This is a genomic window from Haloferax sp. AB510 (assembly GCF_024136985.1).
GTDB lineage: Archaea > Halobacteriota > Halobacteria > Halobacteriales > Haloferacaceae > Haloferax.
Genome location: NZ_JAMYJY010000003.1, coordinates 52,561 through 67,790, shown reverse-complemented (window position 1 = coordinate 67,790; position 15,230 = coordinate 52,561). Strand labels below are relative to the sequence as shown.

Annotated in this window: 12 protein-coding genes; 1 reads left to right on the top strand and 11 read right to left on the bottom strand. The window is 65.3% G+C overall.

Going from position 1 to position 15,230, the window contains the following annotated elements:
- Positions 1-108 precede the first annotated feature (108 nt).
- Complete coding sequence (locus tag NKF06_RS01125) at positions 109-1,485, bottom strand: NAD-dependent succinate-semialdehyde dehydrogenase (protein ID WP_253244255.1); 1,377 nt, start codon at positions 1,483-1,485, stop codon at positions 109-111.
- A 260-nt stretch (positions 1,486-1,745) separates the two neighbouring features.
- Here NKF06_RS01125 and NKF06_RS01120 point away from each other — a divergent pair, with 260 nt between their 5' ends.
- On the top strand, positions 1,746-3,056 hold the full coding sequence (locus NKF06_RS01120) for an aspartate aminotransferase family protein (RefSeq protein WP_253244254.1): 1,311 nt from the start codon (positions 1,746-1,748) through the stop codon (positions 3,054-3,056).
- Positions 3,057-3,089: 33 nt separating this feature from the next.
- On the opposite strand, the gene NKF06_RS01115 is transcribed toward NKF06_RS01120, so the two are convergent.
- The 10 genes from NKF06_RS01115 to NKF06_RS01070 all read right to left on the bottom strand — a co-directional run bounded on the left by NKF06_RS01115 (position 3,090) and on the right by NKF06_RS01070 (position 14,498).
- Positions 3,090-3,620 (bottom strand): Lrp/AsnC family transcriptional regulator, encoded by a 531-nt coding sequence (locus NKF06_RS01115; protein WP_007274222.1) that lies wholly within the window; start codon positions 3,618-3,620, stop codon positions 3,090-3,092.
- Positions 3,621-3,828: 208 nt separating this feature from the next.
- Positions 3,829-4,944, bottom strand: a complete 1,116-nt coding sequence (locus NKF06_RS01110) for a DUF917 domain-containing protein (protein WP_253244253.1) — start codon at positions 4,942-4,944, stop codon at positions 3,829-3,831.
- Entirely contained in the window at positions 4,941-6,029 is a 1,089-nt protein-coding gene (locus NKF06_RS01105) for a DUF917 domain-containing protein (protein WP_253244252.1), read from the bottom strand. The genes NKF06_RS01110 and NKF06_RS01105 overlap by 4 nt, the downstream gene beginning before the upstream one ends.
- Complete coding sequence (locus NKF06_RS01100) at positions 6,029-7,573, bottom strand: hydantoinase/oxoprolinase family protein (protein ID WP_253244251.1); 1,545 nt, start codon at positions 7,571-7,573, stop codon at positions 6,029-6,031. The genes NKF06_RS01105 and NKF06_RS01100 overlap by 1 nt, the downstream gene beginning before the upstream one ends.
- Positions 7,566-8,657, bottom strand: coding sequence for a DUF917 domain-containing protein (locus tag NKF06_RS01095; RefSeq protein WP_253244250.1), 1,092 nt, complete (start codon positions 8,655-8,657; stop codon positions 7,566-7,568). Before NKF06_RS01095 ends, NKF06_RS01100 begins: the two co-directional genes overlap by 8 nt.
- Positions 8,654-9,727, bottom strand: a complete 1,074-nt coding sequence (locus tag NKF06_RS01090; protein WP_253244249.1) for an ABC transporter ATP-binding protein — start codon at positions 9,725-9,727, stop codon at positions 8,654-8,656. Before NKF06_RS01090 ends, NKF06_RS01095 begins: the two co-directional genes overlap by 4 nt.
- On the bottom strand, positions 9,720-10,832 hold the full coding sequence (locus NKF06_RS01085) for an ABC transporter ATP-binding protein (RefSeq protein WP_058828537.1): 1,113 nt from the start codon (positions 10,830-10,832) through the stop codon (positions 9,720-9,722). Before NKF06_RS01085 ends, NKF06_RS01090 begins: the two co-directional genes overlap by 8 nt.
- Positions 10,829-11,728 carry an ABC transporter permease gene (locus tag NKF06_RS01080; protein WP_008096975.1) on the bottom strand — a complete coding sequence of 300 codons (900 nt, stop codon included), beginning with the start codon at positions 11,726-11,728 and terminating at the stop codon, positions 10,829-10,831. The genes NKF06_RS01085 and NKF06_RS01080 overlap by 4 nt, the downstream gene beginning before the upstream one ends.
- Entirely contained in the window at positions 11,725-12,756 is a 1,032-nt protein-coding gene (locus NKF06_RS01075) for an ABC transporter permease (RefSeq protein WP_004972089.1), read from the bottom strand. The genes NKF06_RS01080 and NKF06_RS01075 overlap by 4 nt, the downstream gene beginning before the upstream one ends.
- Complete coding sequence (locus tag NKF06_RS01070; RefSeq protein ID WP_253244248.1) at positions 12,753-14,498, bottom strand: ABC transporter substrate-binding protein; 1,746 nt, start codon at positions 14,496-14,498, stop codon at positions 12,753-12,755. Before NKF06_RS01070 ends, NKF06_RS01075 begins: the two co-directional genes overlap by 4 nt.
- Positions 14,499-15,230 lie beyond the last annotated feature (732 nt).

The following is a 15,230-nucleotide window of genomic DNA, read 5'->3' as shown; positions in this document are numbered from 1 at the left end:
CGGGCGGCGGTTCGAATGGTAGTCAACTCGTCGAGCGGAAAGAAAAGACGGGAACGCCCGATACGTCCTCCGGCGGTCGCCGCGGGCGTCGCGCCGGTGTCGGAGCGATTACTCGTCTGGCGCGTCCTCGACCCAGACCGTCTTCGTGTTGACGAACTCCCGAATCCCGTGCCGGGAGAGTTCGGTCCCGTAGCCCGAGTCTTTCGTCCCGCTGAAGGGGACTCGCGGGTCCGACGCGACGATGTGGTTGACGGCGACGTTGCCCGCGGTGAGCTTCGTCGTGAGCGCCTCGCCGCGTTCCGAGTCGGCCGTCCAGACGCTCGCGCCGAGGCCGTAGGGAGTGTCGTTCGCTACGCGGACCGCCTCCGCCTCGTCTTCGACCCTGATGACGGTGGCGACGGGACCGAACAGTTCCTCGGTCCTCGCGGGCGCGTCGTCGGGCACGTCGGTCAGCACTGTCGGCGGGTAGTAGTGGCCGGGTCGGTCCAGCGGTTCGCCGCCGAGGCGGAGCGTCGCGCCGGCCTCGACGGACACCGTGACCTGCTCGTGGAGCGTCTCCATGAGGTCCGCCCGCGCCTGCGGCCCCACGTCGGTCTCGGGGTCCGTGGGGTCGCCGACGGTCAGCGACCGCATCTCCTCGGTGAAGCGCTCGACGAACTCGTCGTAGACACTCTCGTGGACGAGGAAGCGCTTCGCGGCGATACAGGATTGGCCGTTGTTCTGGGTCCGCGCCCGTGCGGCCTGTTTCGCGGTCGCTTCGAGCGGCGCGTCGTCGAGGACGATGAACGGGTCGCTCCCACCGAGTTCGAGCACCGTCGGCTTGAGTTCGCGGCCGCTCGTCCCCGCGACGGCCCGCCCCGCGCGGGTGCTCCCCGTCAGGCTGACGCCGCGAATCCGGCCGTCTTCGATGACGCCGGCGACGCGCTCGGCGGGGACCTGCAGCGAGGTGAACACATCGTCGGGATAGCCCGCCCGCTCGAAGACGGAGGCGATGGCGTCGGCGCAGCCGAAGACGTTCGGCGCGTGTTTGAGCACCGCGACGTTACCGGCGGTGATGTGCGGGGCCGCGAACCGGAACACCTGCCAGAACGGGAAGTTCCACGGCATCACCGCGAGCACCGGGCCGATGGGTTCGTAGGAGACGTAGGTCTTCGACCCCGGCACGGTGCCGATGTGCTCGTCCTGCAGGAACTCCGACGCGTGCTCGGCGTAGTAGTCGCAGACCCACGCGCACTTTTCGACCTCGGAGACTGCCTGCTCTATGGGCTTGCCCATCTCCTCTGTCATCAGGCTCGCGTACTCCTCGCTGTTCTCGCGCAGCACGTCGGCCGCGGCCGCGAGCAGTTTCTCACGCCGCGAAATCGGCGTCTCGCGCCACGATTCGAACCGGTCCCACGCGGCGTCCAAGCGCGCGTCGACCGTCGCCTCGTCGTGTTCCTCGTGCGTCTCGATGACTTCCTCGGTTGCGGGGTTGATGGATTTCATGGTCGGCTCTCGGGAGCGCGGCGGTCGCTCGCGGCTCCCGCTTGCCCCGATTTTTGCCACAGATGTTGATAAATGTTCCAGTGAATGTATATTATTCGGACTGTGTTCAACACTTCCCATAGCGGCGAACGGAGTCGAGAACAGAGTCTCCAGTCACACTCGAATTCGGTGCGACCGTTTCGTGACCGAATCCGACGAGATGATTTGAACTTTGTCCCACACAGTATAATTTATTAGGATTCAGTTTAGAAGTTGTGTTCATGAGAGAACGGACGACGAATTCGTCGGTCGAGGCGGCGTACGACGACTACCTCATGCCGATTTGGAAATCGCTGAACGTCCCGGTCGAGCGGGCATCCGGCTGCACCCTCGAGGATTTCGACGGCAACGAGTACCTCGACGTGTTCTCCGGCATCTCGGTGACGAACGTCGGGCACAACAACGAGGCCGTCGTCGAGGCCGCGACCGAGCAGTTAGCGGAGTTCGTCCACGGCTGTTCGTACGTCCACCCCAACCGGCCGGTGGCCGACCTCGCGGAGACCATCGCCGAGGTGACGCCCGGCGACCTCCAGAAGACGTTCTTCTGTAACTCCGGCACCGAAGCCGTCGAGGGTGCCATCAAGCTCGCCCGGAAGTACACCGGCTCCAAGGAGGTCATCTCGCTGGAGATGGGTTTCCACGGCCGCACCCTCGGTAGCCTCGCGCTTACCGGCAACAGGGCCTACAAGCAGGATATGGCCCCGACGATTAACGACGTGGCTCACACCGCGCCGCCGTACGCCTACCGCTGTCCCCGCTGTGACGGCGACACCTGCGGCGCGGACTGCGCCGACGCGCTCGAACGGGTCATCGGCTCGCATACCAGCGGCGACCTCGCGGCGGTCGTCGTCGAACCCGTCATGGGCGAGGCCGGCATCGTCGTCCCCTCGGAGGCGTGGCTCAAGCGCGTTCGGGACATCGCCCACGACCACGGCGCGCTCCTCATCGCCGACGAGGTCCAGACCGGCTACGGCCGCACCGGCGAACTGTTCGCCAGCGAGCACTTCGGTGTCGAACCCGACATCCTGACGCAGGCGAAGGGCATCGCCAACGGCCTGCCCCTCGGCGCGTTCACGGCCCCCGCGGACATCGCGGACGCGTTCGGCTCCGGCGACCACCTCTCGACGTTCGGCGGCAACCCCGTCGCCTGCGCGGCCGCGCTGGCGACCATCGAGGAACTGCAGAACGGTATCATCGACAACGCCCACGAGAACGGCGAATGGCTCTCCGACGAACTCGCCACGCTCGAATCCGACTACGACGCGGTCGGCGAGGCCCGCGGCCTCGGACTGATGCAGGGCATCGAACTCGTTGACCCGGAAAAGTCGGGCCCACAACACGTCGCGCCCGCACCGGACAAGGAACTCGCCGCCGCCGTCGGCGAACACCTCCGTGAGGAGTCCAACGTCGTCATGGGCGTCGGCGGCTACTACAAGAACGTCATGCGCTTCCAGCCACCGCTGACGATTTCGCAGGCGCAACTCGGCGAGGCCGTCGACGCGCTTCGCGCCGCGCTCGACGACCTCGCCTGAATGCGGGACGCACCGGCCGCGACGCCGGCCGACTTAGGGCCGGTCCAGCTCTTTGTCCCACGCCTTCCACGTCTTCAGAAGCGGGATAATGGTGTAGTCGTCGACGATTTCCTCGCCGTCGAAGAGGTCCCAGACGTACTCCTTCAGCGCGTTCAGGTCGGTGTGCCACGCGCTGAAGACGAGGTCGTACTCGCCGAGACAGGAACTCGTGTTGTAGACGAGTCCCTCGTCGATGAGCATCGTGATGAACTCGGTCCGAACGTCCGAAGAGACGTGCTGGTTGAACGAGACGAGTACCTGCGCGTCGGCGAGGTCGGCCTCCTGGAGGACGATGACCGCGAGGATTTCGAGCACGTCGCTCTCTTGAAGTTTCTCGCGCCGGCGACGGACCGCGGTCCGAGAGAGGCCGACCCGCTCGGCGAGTTCCGTGTCTGAGATGCGGCCATTCTCGTTGAGCGCGCGGAATATCTCGTAGTCGTGCTCGTCGAGGTAGTTTTCGAGGACCGCCTCCGGCGTGTTCGGGTCGGACGGGGCGTCGGCGGACGTGAGGTCGGGGTTTTCCATGGTCGGATGTATCAGCGGGGTTCGATTTGAAACTGCTGGTGGCGCAAACGAATCAAAACGACACGCAAGTTGTGTCGAATTGGCTAGTTCACGCGTCGGGGGACTAGGTGGTGGTACGAGTTGGTTCGGTCGCGGGACGCCGCGCGAAACGCGGCTTCGAGGGCGATTCTGCGGTTAGGCCGGCGGTGGGACTGCGGTGACTGCGGCGTCACCAACCCGTCTCGTCCCGCGGAAGCGGGTCGTAGGGGATGTCGTAGCCGAACGCTTCGGGGCCGATGACGTCGAGCGCTTCGGGCGTCGTGAGCAGTTCGGGTGCGGGCACGCCGAGGACGCGGACGCGCTGGCCGTATCGCAGGGCGTCGGTCATGACCGGCGCGCCGGTGTCGGTGTCGACGAGGCAGATGAGGTCGGGGACGGTCGTGAGCAGCTCGCCGTCGTCGTCCCGCGCGACGAGAAACTCGTTTTGGAACTCGATTTCGAGGGTCGCGTCCTCGTCCAACCCGGAGAGCGTGACGCTCCCGAGCGCGAAGCCGTCGCGGTTGCGGCGGTGCACGTCCACGATTTTCCCGGCGAACAGTTCCTCGCCGCCGAGGAGTTCGCGGCCGGCGTCGACGGGGTCGGTGCCGGCGTCGCGGGCGCGTTCGACCGCCCGACCGAGTTCGGTGGCGAGCGAGACGGTGTGGGGAACCGCGTACTCCGAGACGAACTCCCCGGTCATGAGCGGGAAGGCGTAGCCCGAGCGGCCGCCCATCTGGACGGTGATGGCCCGCGCGAGGTCCTCGAGGCGCTTGGCCGAGTCGATGTCCCGGTAGACGACCTGGTTGCCGCGCTCGTCGGTCGTCGCCGCGTAGTTCACGGGCGTCCCGTAGATGAAGAACGTGTCCATCTGGAGTTCGGGGAACGCCCGGCCCATGCCGTCGGCGTCGACCACGGGGAGGTCGGTCATCGCCGCCACGCACAGCGGGGCCATGCTGTTCGCGCCGCCGATTTCGCCGGGAATGAGCGCGTCGACCGTCTCGCCGGAGAGGTCTTCGATGGCCCGAAGCGACTGCACCTCCTCGTCGCCACCGGCGAACTTCTCGACGCTGATGGTGGGCGCGCCCATCCCGCCAACGCTCGCCACGGTGGCGTCGGCCGGCAGGTCCCGCGGGTCGACCAGTTCGACCGCGTCGGGGTAGGCGTCGTCTTCGAGGAGCGTCTGCAGGCGCAGTCGGCCGAGGCGGGGGTTGCCGCCGCCGCCGGTGCCGAGGATGCCCGCGCCGATGCCGAGCGCTTCGAGGTCGGCGAGCGTTATCTCCGTCAGGTGTGGGATGTCGAAACTCATGGGTGGTCTGCGAGTGGTTCGTAGGTTGCGTCGAGGCCGAACGACGCCGGCCCCCACACGTCGAGCGCGGCGGGCGTCCGCATTATCTCGGGCGTTCGGATGCCGAGCACGCGGACTCGCGCCCCGTACCGGAGGCTTTCGGTCGGAATCGGGCCGCCTGTCTCGCGGTCGAGGACGGTGATGAGGTCCGGGACGGTCGCCACGTAGCGTCCGTCCACGGCCGCGCCGAGGTTCTCGTTTTGGAACTCGATGCGCATCGCCGACCCCTCGTCGGAGTCGAGGCCGTCGATATCGACGTGACCGAAGACGAACCCGCGCTCGGTGCGGCGCTGCACGTCCACGATTTTCCCCTCGAACAGCGACCGCGCCTCGCCGTAAATCGACTCGCGGGTCACTTCGCGAATGGCGTCCATCGCGTCGTCCTCGGCGAGTCGGAGCGCGCGGCCGAGGTCGCGGGCGAGCGACATCGTGCCGGGGATGGCCGTCTCTTTGACCTGCGTCCCAGTCATCGGGTAGTCCGAGACGTAGGCGACGCCGCCCATTCTGACGGTGACGCCGCGGGCCAGCCACTCCAACTGGTCGTTGTCCTCCGTCTCGATGAGGCAGGTGCTCCCCTGCTCGTCGCTGACGGCCGCAGGCGTCCCGCTGACGCCGTAGATGTTGAACGTCTCGTGTTGGAGTTCGGGGAACGCTCGGCCCATGCCGTCGGCATCGACCACGGGAAGCCCGCGGCGGGCCGCGACGGCGAAGGGGAACGTCGAGTTGATGCCGCCGCACTCGATCGGCATCGTCGCGTCGGCGGTCTTGCCGAGTTCGCGCTCGATGCGCTCCATCGAGGTGACGGCCTCCCGCCCGCTGGGGAGCTTCTCGACCGAGACGGTCGGCGCGCCCATCTGGGCGGTCGGGATGACGAAGTCGTCCGCGTCTAGTTCGTTCGGGGGGAGGAGTTCGACAGGGCCGAACTCCTCGATGGCCTGCTTCGCGACGAGCTTGCCGACATGGGGGTCGCCCCCGCCGCCGGTGCCGAGGACGGTCGCGCCGAGCGCGATGTCCTCTATCTCCTCGACGCCGATTTCGACCGTCATCAGTGGTCGAGCGCCCCGGCGGCCTTCACCTTGATTCGCACCGCGTTGCCGGGCAGGTACGAAAGCGGGACCTCCTCGACGTCGACGATGTCCACGCTGTCGGCGTCCGCACCGGCTGCAAGCGCGTTATCGGTAGCCTCGTCTTTCGCGTGTTGGATGGCCTCCTCGCGGTCCATCTCGTCGAGGCTGTAGATGCGGTCGACCTCGCCGGAGACCTGCGCGATGGCGACGCCGACGGCGTTCGCGACCTCGTAGTGGTCGGGTTTGTGGACCTCGCTCGCGCCCGCGATGTCGTCGGGGACGAGAATGCTCCCGCCGCCGACGATGACCACGGGGACGGGTTCGGCGCTCGTCTTCATGCGGTCGACCTCGCGCTCGACGCGCTCTCTGACGTACTCGCGGGCGGCCTCGACGATTTCCGCGTCCACGTCCGGCGTCTCGGAGCCGATATCGATGGTGCCCGCGGCGACTTCGAGGTCGGTCGCGGTCAGCGTCTCGCCGCCGAAACACTTCGCCTCCTCGGTCAGCTTGTAGCCGACGCTCTGGGGGCCGACGGTGACGCCGTCGTCGGTCGAGACGATGGAGCCGCCGCCGATGCCGATGGCGATGATGTCGGGCATGCGGAAGTTGGTCTTCACCTCGCCGATTTCGACGGCGACGCTGCTCTCGCGGGGGAAACCTTCGGTGACCGCGCCCACGTCGGTCGTCGTGCCGCCGACGTCGACGATGATGCCGTTTTCGACCGCAGAGAGGTACGCCGCGCCGCGAACCGAGTTCGAGGGTCCGCTGGCGACCGTGAAGATGGGATAGCGGATGGCGTAGTCGACGCTCATCAGCGTCCCGTCGTTCTGACCGAAGTAGAGGTTCGCGTCGATGCCGCGTTCGTTCATCGCGTCCACGAAGGCGTTCGCGGCCTCCGAGGCGACGCTGGTGAGCGCGGCGTTGAGCGCCGTCGCGTTCTCGCGTTCGAGCAGGCCGACGCTCCCGATTTCGTTCGAGACCGAGATGGGCACGTCGTCGCCCACCTCATCGCGGATGAGTTCCGCGACCCGCGTCTCGTGGTCGTCGCGGACGGGCGAGAAGACGCTCGTCACGGCGAAGGCGTCCACGTCGGCGAACTCGCGAATCTGCGCTCTGACCTGCTCCTCGTCGAGGTCGTTGAGGAGGCGGCCGTCGAACTCGTGACCGCCGTCGAGGATGGCGACGTTGTTGCCGATTGCCTCGGCGAGGTCGTCGGGCCACTCGAGGAGCGGGCGGATGCTCTGGGTCGCGGGCGCGCCGATGCGGATGACGCCGACCTCGTTGAGGCCGCGGCGCTCCGTGATGGCGTTCGTCGCGTGGGTCGTGCCGAGCATCACGTAGTCGAGTTCGTCCTCGGAGACGCCGCTGTCGTCGAGGACCACGTCGAGGGCGTTGAGGATGCCCGACGTGATGTCTTCGGTCGTGGGGGTCTTCGTCTTCGCGAGGAGGTTGTCGTCGCCGTCCATGACGACGGCGTCCGTGTTGGTGCCGCCGACGTCGATTCCGATTCGGTAGTCAGTCATGTTTGGGTTGCTGGAGAGTTTCGATTGGTTCGTAGTCGATGCTGTAGTCGAAGTACCCCGGCCCGACGAGGTCGAGTCCCTCGTCGGTTCGCCACTTCGGCGAACACGGCATTCCGATGACCCGCACCCGGTGGCCGTAGGCGAGTCGCTCGGTGGTGACGGGGTCGCCCGTCTCGGCGTCGAGGACCGTAATCAGGTCGGGGGTGCTCGCCACGACGCCGCGCTCGGAGTCGCGGGCGACGAGGTTCTCGTTCTGGAAGTCGAGGGTGAACGTCCGGCCCTCGCAGTCGTCGATGCCGTCGAGGGTCGCCTCGCCGACCGCGAAGCCGCCTTCGGTCCGGCGCTCCACGTCGGTTATCTTCCCCGCGAACAGCTCGTAGCCGTCCGTGAGTTCGAGGACCGACTCGACGGGGTCCCGCGAGCGGTGCTTGGCGGTGCGAATCGCCTCGCCGATATCGTGGGCGAGGGACATCGAGTCGAGAATCGCGTGCTCGCGGACTTCTGCGCCGGACAGCGCGTAGGTGCCTATCATGCACGCGCCGCCCATCTCGATGCTCGTCACGCGGGCGAACGCCTCGGCGTACTCGTTGCTGACGGTGTTCACGAGAAGCGAGTTGCCCTTCTCGTCGGCGATGCTCATCGGGGTCGCGCTGACGCCGCCCATCGTGAGCGTCACCATCTGCACCTCGGGGAACGCCCGGCCCATGCCGTCGGCGTCGACGAGGGGGAGCCCGAGCGCGGCGGCGACGGCGATGGGGACGGTGCTGTTCAGCCCGCCCGCCTCGATACTCATCGTCGCGTAGGCCTCTTGTCCGAGGTGTGTTTCGAGCGCCTCGAAGGCGGACAGCGCCTCAGTCCCCTTCGGCATCTTCTCGACCATCACGGTCGGTGCGCCGAGCATCGCGCTCGGGATGACGAGCGCGTCGTCGGGCACGTCCCGCGGGTCGATGAGGTCGACGGGTCCGTGCTCTTCGATCGCCTGCTGTGCCATCAGCTTCCCGATGTAGGGGTCGCCCCCGCCGCCCGTCCCGAGGACAGTCGCGCCGGTTGCGAAATCGTCGATGTTGTCTGTGGTTATCTTCATGATTCGTGGGTGTTCGATGCGACTGTCTCGTCGGCGACCGCCGCGACGGCCACCTCGGGCACGTCGTCGAACGCGTCGGCGTACGCCTCGTCGTAGATGTGACACCGGACGCTGGGGCCGGCGTCGACCGCGACGAACTGCGGTTCGTCGGCCGAACACGCGTCGGTCGCGTAGGGACAGCGCGTGTGGAACCGACAGCCCGAGGGCACGTCCCGCGGGCTCGGAATTTCGCCCCGGAGCGGTTCGTGCCGCGGCTTGTACGCCTCTTCCTCGTCGGTGGTGACCGGAATCGCGGAGAGAAGCGCCCGCGAGTAGGGGTGTCGCGGCCGCTGGAAGACCTCTTCCGTGGGGCCGCGTTCCTGAATCTCGCCGAGGTACATCACGGCCGTCTCGTCGGCGAAGTTGCGGACCAGAGAGAGGTCGTGGGTGATGAACAGGTAGGTGAGCCCGAACTCCTCCTGTAAGTCCTCGAGAAGCGCGATAATCTTCGCCTGCACGCTCACGTCGAGGGCGCTCGTCGGCTCGTCGAGCAAGAGCAGTTCCGGCTCGACCGCGAGCGCGCGGGCGATGTTCACCCGCTGTTTTTGCCCGCCGGAGAGTTCGTGGGGGTACTTGTTCCAGTACTCGTCGTTCAACTCGACGCGTTCGAGCAGGTCGACCACGCGCCCCCGGAGGTCGGACTTCGGGACGCCGCGGGCCTTCAGCGGGACCGCGAGCGACTTGCCGATGGTCCGCCGGGGGTTCAGACTCGACGTGGGGTCCTGAAACACCATCTGGACGCGCGACCGGAGGCGAGCCAGTTGCTCGTCGGTCGCGTTCGTGATGTCCTCGCCGTCGAACCTGACGGTCCCGCCGGTCGCGCCGGTCAGGCCGATAATCGTCCGGGCGACGGTGCTCTTTCCGGACCCGGACTCGCCGATGAGCGCGAGGGTCTCCCCGCGCTCGATGTCGAACGAGACGCCGTCGACCGCTTTCACGTAGTCGGACGTGCGCTTGATGATGCCGCTCTTGACGGGGAAGTACTTCTCGAGGTCGTCGACTTCGAGCAGGGGTTCGGACACGTCAGTCATCCCCCGTCTGCTTTCCCGGTCGCCGGGTCATGTGGCTCCGGGTCTCCTCGACGGTCGGCCGCTCGGACGCCGGGACGGCCTCGTCGTAGAGGACGCACTCGACGCCGGTCTGCGGACCGCGTTCGTACATCTCCGGGCGGGCCTGCTCGCACTCGGCGGTGGCGTAGGGACACCGCGGCGCGAACCGACACCCCGGCGGTGGGTCGAGGTACTCGGGAATCGAGCCGTCGATACCGGTCGCCATTTCGTCGCCCGTCAGGCGCGGGATCGACGCGATGAGCCCCTGTGTGTAGGGGTGTTTCGGGTTCTCGAACAGCTCGTCTGTCGGCGCGGTCTCGACGATGCGGCCGCCGTACATGACGTACACGCGGTCGCTCACCTGTCGAGCGACGCCGAGGTTGTGGGTAATCATCAGGACGCTCAGGTCGTGGTTCTCGATGAGGTCCTTCAGCAGGTCGAGAATCTGGTCGTGAATCGTCACGTCCAGCGCGGTGCCGATTTCGTCGGCGATGAGCAGGTCCGGCTCGTTCAGCAGGGCCTGCGCGATGAGGGCGCGCTGGCGCATCCCGCCGGACAGCTGCGACGGGTACGAGTCCATGATGTTTTCGGGGTCCGGCATCTGGACCTCGCGGAGCATCTCCAAGACGCGCTCGCGCGCCTCGTCGCGTTCGCCGCTGAAGCGGCGGCGGAAGAACTCCACGACGCCCGTGTCGCTGTCACCGCCGAACTGTGCGGTGTCGGTGAGCTGTTCGCCGATGGTGAACGTCGGGTTCAGACTCGACATCGGGTCCTGGAAGACGAGGCTCATCCGCTGGCCCTTGACGCGCTCGAACTCGCGGTCCGAGAGCGAGAGCAGTTCCGTTCCGTCGAACGTAATTTCACCGTTCACGCGGGCGGGCGGCTGGTTGAGCAGGCGGAGGATGGACTTCATCGTCACCGACTTGCCGCAGCCGGTCTCGCCGGCGATGGTGACAACCTCGCCTTTGCCGATAGAGAGGTTGACGCCGTCGATGACCTCCGCGAAGCCGTCGAACGACTCGAAGCCGACTTCGAGGTCTTCGACGGTCAAAAGCGGGTTCTCGGCGACCGGCTCGTCGAGTTTCATCGGTTCACCTCCACGTCGAAGAGGTCACGAAGCCCGTCGCCGAGCATGTTGAACCCCATCACGAGGACGAAGATGGCGAGCCCGGCGAAGACGCTCACCCACCACGAGTCGGGCAGGTAAGACGTTCCTTGGCTGACCATCGTCCCGAGGCCGGGCTGGGGCGGCTGGACGCCGACGCCGATGAACGACAGGCCAGCGCCGATGAGGATGACGAAGCCAGCGTCGAGGGTCACCTTGACCAGAATCGGCGACAGCGTGTTCGGGAGAATCTCCCGGAAGAGGATGTGCGGCGTGCTCGCGCCGGCGAGCTTCGCGGCCTGCACGTACTCCTCGCCGCGCTCGCTGGCGACGATGCTCTGGACGAGGCGTGCGTGCCACGTCCACCACAGCGCCGCGATGGCTATCATCGCGTTCGTCAGCGTCGGCTCTAAGGCCGAGGTGATTGCCAACGCCATCACGAGCGGCGGTAAGGCGAGCGCCGTGTCGGTCGCCCGCATGATAATCGTCTCGACCCAGCCGCCGTAGTAGCCGGCGACGAGGCCGAGCAGCACGCCCACGGGGACGCCGAAGCCGAGGACGACACCCACGAGCATGAGCGACAGCCGGTAGCCGAAGAGGATGCGCGAGAGCACGTCGCGGCCGACGTGGTCGGTCCCCAGCGGGTGGTCGAGGCTCGGCGGCTGGAGCGTGTTCGAGAAGTCGGTGAACTTCCCGGCGTGTTCGGGGTACGGCGCGACGACTGGTGCGAAGACGGCGAGCAAGATAATGGCGATGATGATTCCGAGACCGATGACGCTCATCGGCCTGCTCGTAAAGCGCTTCCACGACCGCTGCCAGAGTTCGCGGCGCTCGGCCGAGACGAACCGGTCGAGGACGCCCGCTGACTCGGCGCTCATGTCGCCTCCTCCATCGCCAGTCTGATGCGGGGGTCAACGCGACCCAGCAGCACGTCGACGAGGAAGTTGATGCTCACGAACGCGACGCCGATGGTCATCGTGACGCCGACGACGGCGTTGAAGTCGTTGTTCAGCACCGCGGTGACGCCGTAGGACGCGAGGCCGGGCCACGAGTAGACGAGTTCGATGAGGAACGCGTTCCCAAGCAGCGAGGCGTACAGCAGCCCCAGAATCGTGAGCGTCGGGATGAACGCGTTCTTGAGCGTGTACTTGTACGTGACGAGCCACGAGGGGAGGCCGAAGCCGCGTTCGGCCTCGACGTAGTCCTGGTCTTTCACGTCAATCATGCTCGACCGAGTGATGCGCATCACCTGTCCGATGCCGGCGAGCGAGAGCGCGAGCGCCGGGAGGATGATGTGCGCCCACGCGTCGACGTGAGCCGCGAGGTTCCCGGACAGTAGGGTGTCCACCAGCAGGAAGCCCGTGAACCGCGAGACGCCCGAGCCAAACTCCGAGCCGAGCCGCCCCGTGATGGGGAGCCATTCGAGCAGGTAGCCGAACAGCAGTTGGAACATGATTGCGATGAAGAATCCGGGCACGCTCACGCTGAAGAACGCGACGAGCCGCGTCGCGTTGTCGGTGAGTCCGTCTTTGTTCTGTGCGGCGACGACGCCGAGCGGAATCCCGATGACGACGGTGAGGAACATCGACACCGTGATGAGTTCGAGCGTCGCCGGCAGGTAGTAGACGATGTCGGTGCTGACCGCGCGCTTCGTCTCGAGGCTCGTCCCGAGGTCGCCGACGAGCAGTCCCCGCATGTAGTCGAGGTACTGCAGTGGAATCGGCTTGTTCAGCCCCATCTCGGCGGCGAGCGCCTGCACCTGTTCTTCCGACGCGAGCGCGCCGAGGGCCATCCGCGCGGGGTTCCCGGGAAGCACTCGTGACGTGGTGAAGATGATTATCGACAGGCCGATGAGACTCACGAGGATGCCCGCGAGCCGGCGCACGAGGTACTGCCAGTACTTCATTCTTGATAGAAGTCGGGGAACCAGTAGTCGAAACTCATCGACGGCCGGAAGGTGTAGCCCTTCACGTCGTCGGCGAAGGCGTGTTTCTTCGACTGGACGAAGATGAACAGGTCGGGGTACTGGTTCGCGATGCGCTCTTGGACCTCGGCGTACAGTTCGGCGCGGGTGTCGGCGTCGACCGTCGAGCGCGCCTCGTCGATGAGGGCGTCGACGTTCTCGTCTTCGAGGTGTTCCATGCTCATCCACGTCGACGCGGCTTCAGAGTGGTACTGGTTGTAGAACACCGTGTCGGGCGAGGGATACACCGGCCCGTAGAACACCTGATTGATGTGCGGCGTCCCCTCGACGCTCGTCGCGAGTTCGGTCATCGTCCCCCACGTCTGGGGGTTCAACTCGACGTTGATGCCGATTTCGTCCATGTTCTGCTGGAACAGTAGGCCCATCTTCTCTTCGAGGCCGTAGTCCTTCACGTAGGTGTTCTGGACGGTGATGTCGCCCTCCTCGTAGCCGGCGTCGGCGAGAATCTGCCGCGCCTTCTCTGGGTCGTAGGTCGGCTGGACGATGTCGTCGTTGTGGACGCCGAACGAGGTCGGGAGCGGTCCCTGCGCGGGGAGCGACCCCGGCGCGATTTCGTTGCGCGCCGTCTCGTAGTCGAAGCCGTAGGCCATCGCCTCGCGGACGGCGGGGTCGTCTGTCGGGGCCTTCTGGGTGTTGATTTTGAAGTAGAACGTCGTCACCGTCGGGACCGACTCGACGCGAATGTCGTCTTCGGCCGCGAGGGCCTCGTAGGTCTCCTCGCTCTGGTACTGGCTCGACATGTCGAGTTCGCCCGTCTTCATCAGCGAGCGAACCGTCGGGTCGTTGGTGATTATCTGGACGACGACGTTGTCGTACGCGCCGTCTTTGAACGAGCCCCAGTAGTCCGCGTAGCGGCTGAACGAAATCTGGGCCTGCCGCTCGAAGCCGGCGAGTTCGTACGGGCCGGAGCCGGCGTCGTTGTCGTTGAGGAACGACTGGCCGTAGTCGCCGCGGTCGCCGAAGTCGCCGTCCTCGGCGTTGTCGAGGACCAACTGCTTGTCGACGACGAACAGTAACACGAGCGTCGCGAGGAACGGCGAGTGGACGCGGTCGAGCGTGAACGACACGGTCCGCTCGTCCTCGACGGTCACGTTTTCCTTCGAGAGCACGTTCCCGAGCAGCGACGAGTACCCCTGGTTGATATCGAGGAACCGCTCGGCCGAAAACTGCACGTCCTCCGCCGTGACGGGGTTGCCGCTGTGGAACGTCGCGCCCTCGCGGAGCGTGAACGTGTAGGTCTGGTTGTCGTCCGAGACGCTCCAGTCCTCGGCGAGGTGCCCCTGTAGGTTCCCCTCCGTGTCGGGGAACACGAGCGGGTCGTAGAGGTTGACCAACGCGAGCACCTGCGTGTAGTCCGTCCCCTTCGCGGGGTCGACGGTCCCGAAGCGCTGGGTCGCACTCATGCGGAGCGTCGAACTGCCCGAGTCGCCGCCGGACGACGTCTCCGTCTCCGTGCTCTCGCCGTCGCCGCCCGTGGCCGTGGTCTGTTCTTCGCCGTTGTAGCTCTCACCGCCGCCGGAACAGCCGGCGAGACCTGCGATGCCGGCCGTCCCGAGGGCCTTGAGGAAGTTTCGACGACTCGCCGCGTCTCCGAACCGAGCGCGGATTGACTCCGATTTCGACCCCACCTGCGACCGCGTCTGTGTGATGTCCTTTCTCGACATACGTTACTCATTCTCACAGAGGTGCAATGGAACATAAAGGTACCGTATAGTAACCTAAAACAATATTCTCGGTTCAATATGGAATGCTCTATGAACAATATGGAACAACGTGGCTGTGTCTTCTATCACACCACTCGATTTGCGGTGGTAATCGACCGACACCACCCATCCCTACAGGAAGACGTCGACTCTACGGGCGACGGTTCAGTTTCTCGGGCGTCGACTGCTTTCTCTCTCGCGCGAGTCCGCGTTCGTCTCTCGTCTCCGCGAAGAGTGGCGATTCCCGAGGATACCGTTATCGGTTGGTGCCTCACGGATATTTATCAAAATACTATGTTAAACTTTTAATTGACATTTTTGAACGAAATGTGTCTAAATCAGAACAGATTTTTGAGAAACTAGTATTTTGAACCCATATCTGCCTCTAGTATGTGTAATATTCTTCAATTGTGGTATATATCCGGACAAAATTTTCTAACATATATTCAAATAAGAAGAACAACATATCCAATTTCGAATATTACATATAAAACATAAAGATTCTTATGCTAAATCGAAGGTTCTGTTCTGTGCAGGGTTCGGCATCCGGACAGTGCTGCGTCGCTTCCGTTGGACGACAGTCTGCCCTCTACTTGTTTCTAATATTGGAATTAGAATTGACAAATCGGAACCCCATGACCGAGCGACCGATTTCGAGCCCGTCGGACGACGTTTAAGTCCCCGTGGAAAGAA

What these genes read in the sequence shown, in the direction of transcription:
- NKF06_RS01120 (WP_253244254.1), top strand. Translation starts at nt 1,746, where the DNA reads ATGAGAGAACGGACGACGAATTCGTCGGTCGAGGCGGCGTACGACGAC.
- NKF06_RS01090 (WP_253244249.1), bottom strand. Translation starts at nt 9,727, where the DNA reads ATGACTGACGTGTCCGAACCCCTGCTCGAAGTCGACGACCTCGAGAAG.
- NKF06_RS01110 (WP_253244253.1), bottom strand. Translation starts at nt 4,944, where the DNA reads ATGAGTTTCGACATCCCACACCTGACGGAGATAACGCTCGCCGACCTC.
- NKF06_RS01125 (WP_253244255.1), bottom strand. Translation starts at nt 1,485, where the DNA reads ATGAAATCCATCAACCCCGCAACCGAGGAAGTCATCGAGACGCACGAG.
- NKF06_RS01085 (WP_058828537.1), bottom strand. Translation starts at nt 10,832, where the DNA reads ATGAAACTCGACGAGCCGGTCGCCGAGAACCCGCTTTTGACCGTCGAA.
- NKF06_RS01070 (WP_253244248.1), bottom strand. Translation starts at nt 14,498, where the DNA reads ATGTCGAGAAAGGACATCACACAGACGCGGTCGCAGGTGGGGTCGAAA.
- NKF06_RS01105 (WP_253244252.1), bottom strand. Translation starts at nt 6,029, where the DNA reads ATGACGGTCGAAATCGGCGTCGAGGAGATAGAGGACATCGCGCTCGGC.
- NKF06_RS01075 (WP_004972089.1), bottom strand. Translation starts at nt 12,756, where the DNA reads ATGAAGTACTGGCAGTACCTCGTGCGCCGGCTCGCGGGCATCCTCGTG.
- NKF06_RS01100 (WP_253244251.1), bottom strand. Translation starts at nt 7,573, where the DNA reads ATGACTGACTACCGAATCGGAATCGACGTCGGCGGCACCAACACGGAC.
- NKF06_RS01095 (WP_253244250.1), bottom strand. Translation starts at nt 8,657, where the DNA reads ATGAAGATAACCACAGACAACATCGACGATTTCGCAACCGGCGCGACT.
- NKF06_RS01080 (WP_008096975.1), bottom strand. Translation starts at nt 11,728, where the DNA reads ATGAGCGCCGAGTCAGCGGGCGTCCTCGACCGGTTCGTCTCGGCCGAG.
- NKF06_RS01115 (WP_007274222.1), bottom strand. Translation starts at nt 3,620, where the DNA reads ATGGAAAACCCCGACCTCACGTCCGCCGACGCCCCGTCCGACCCGAAC.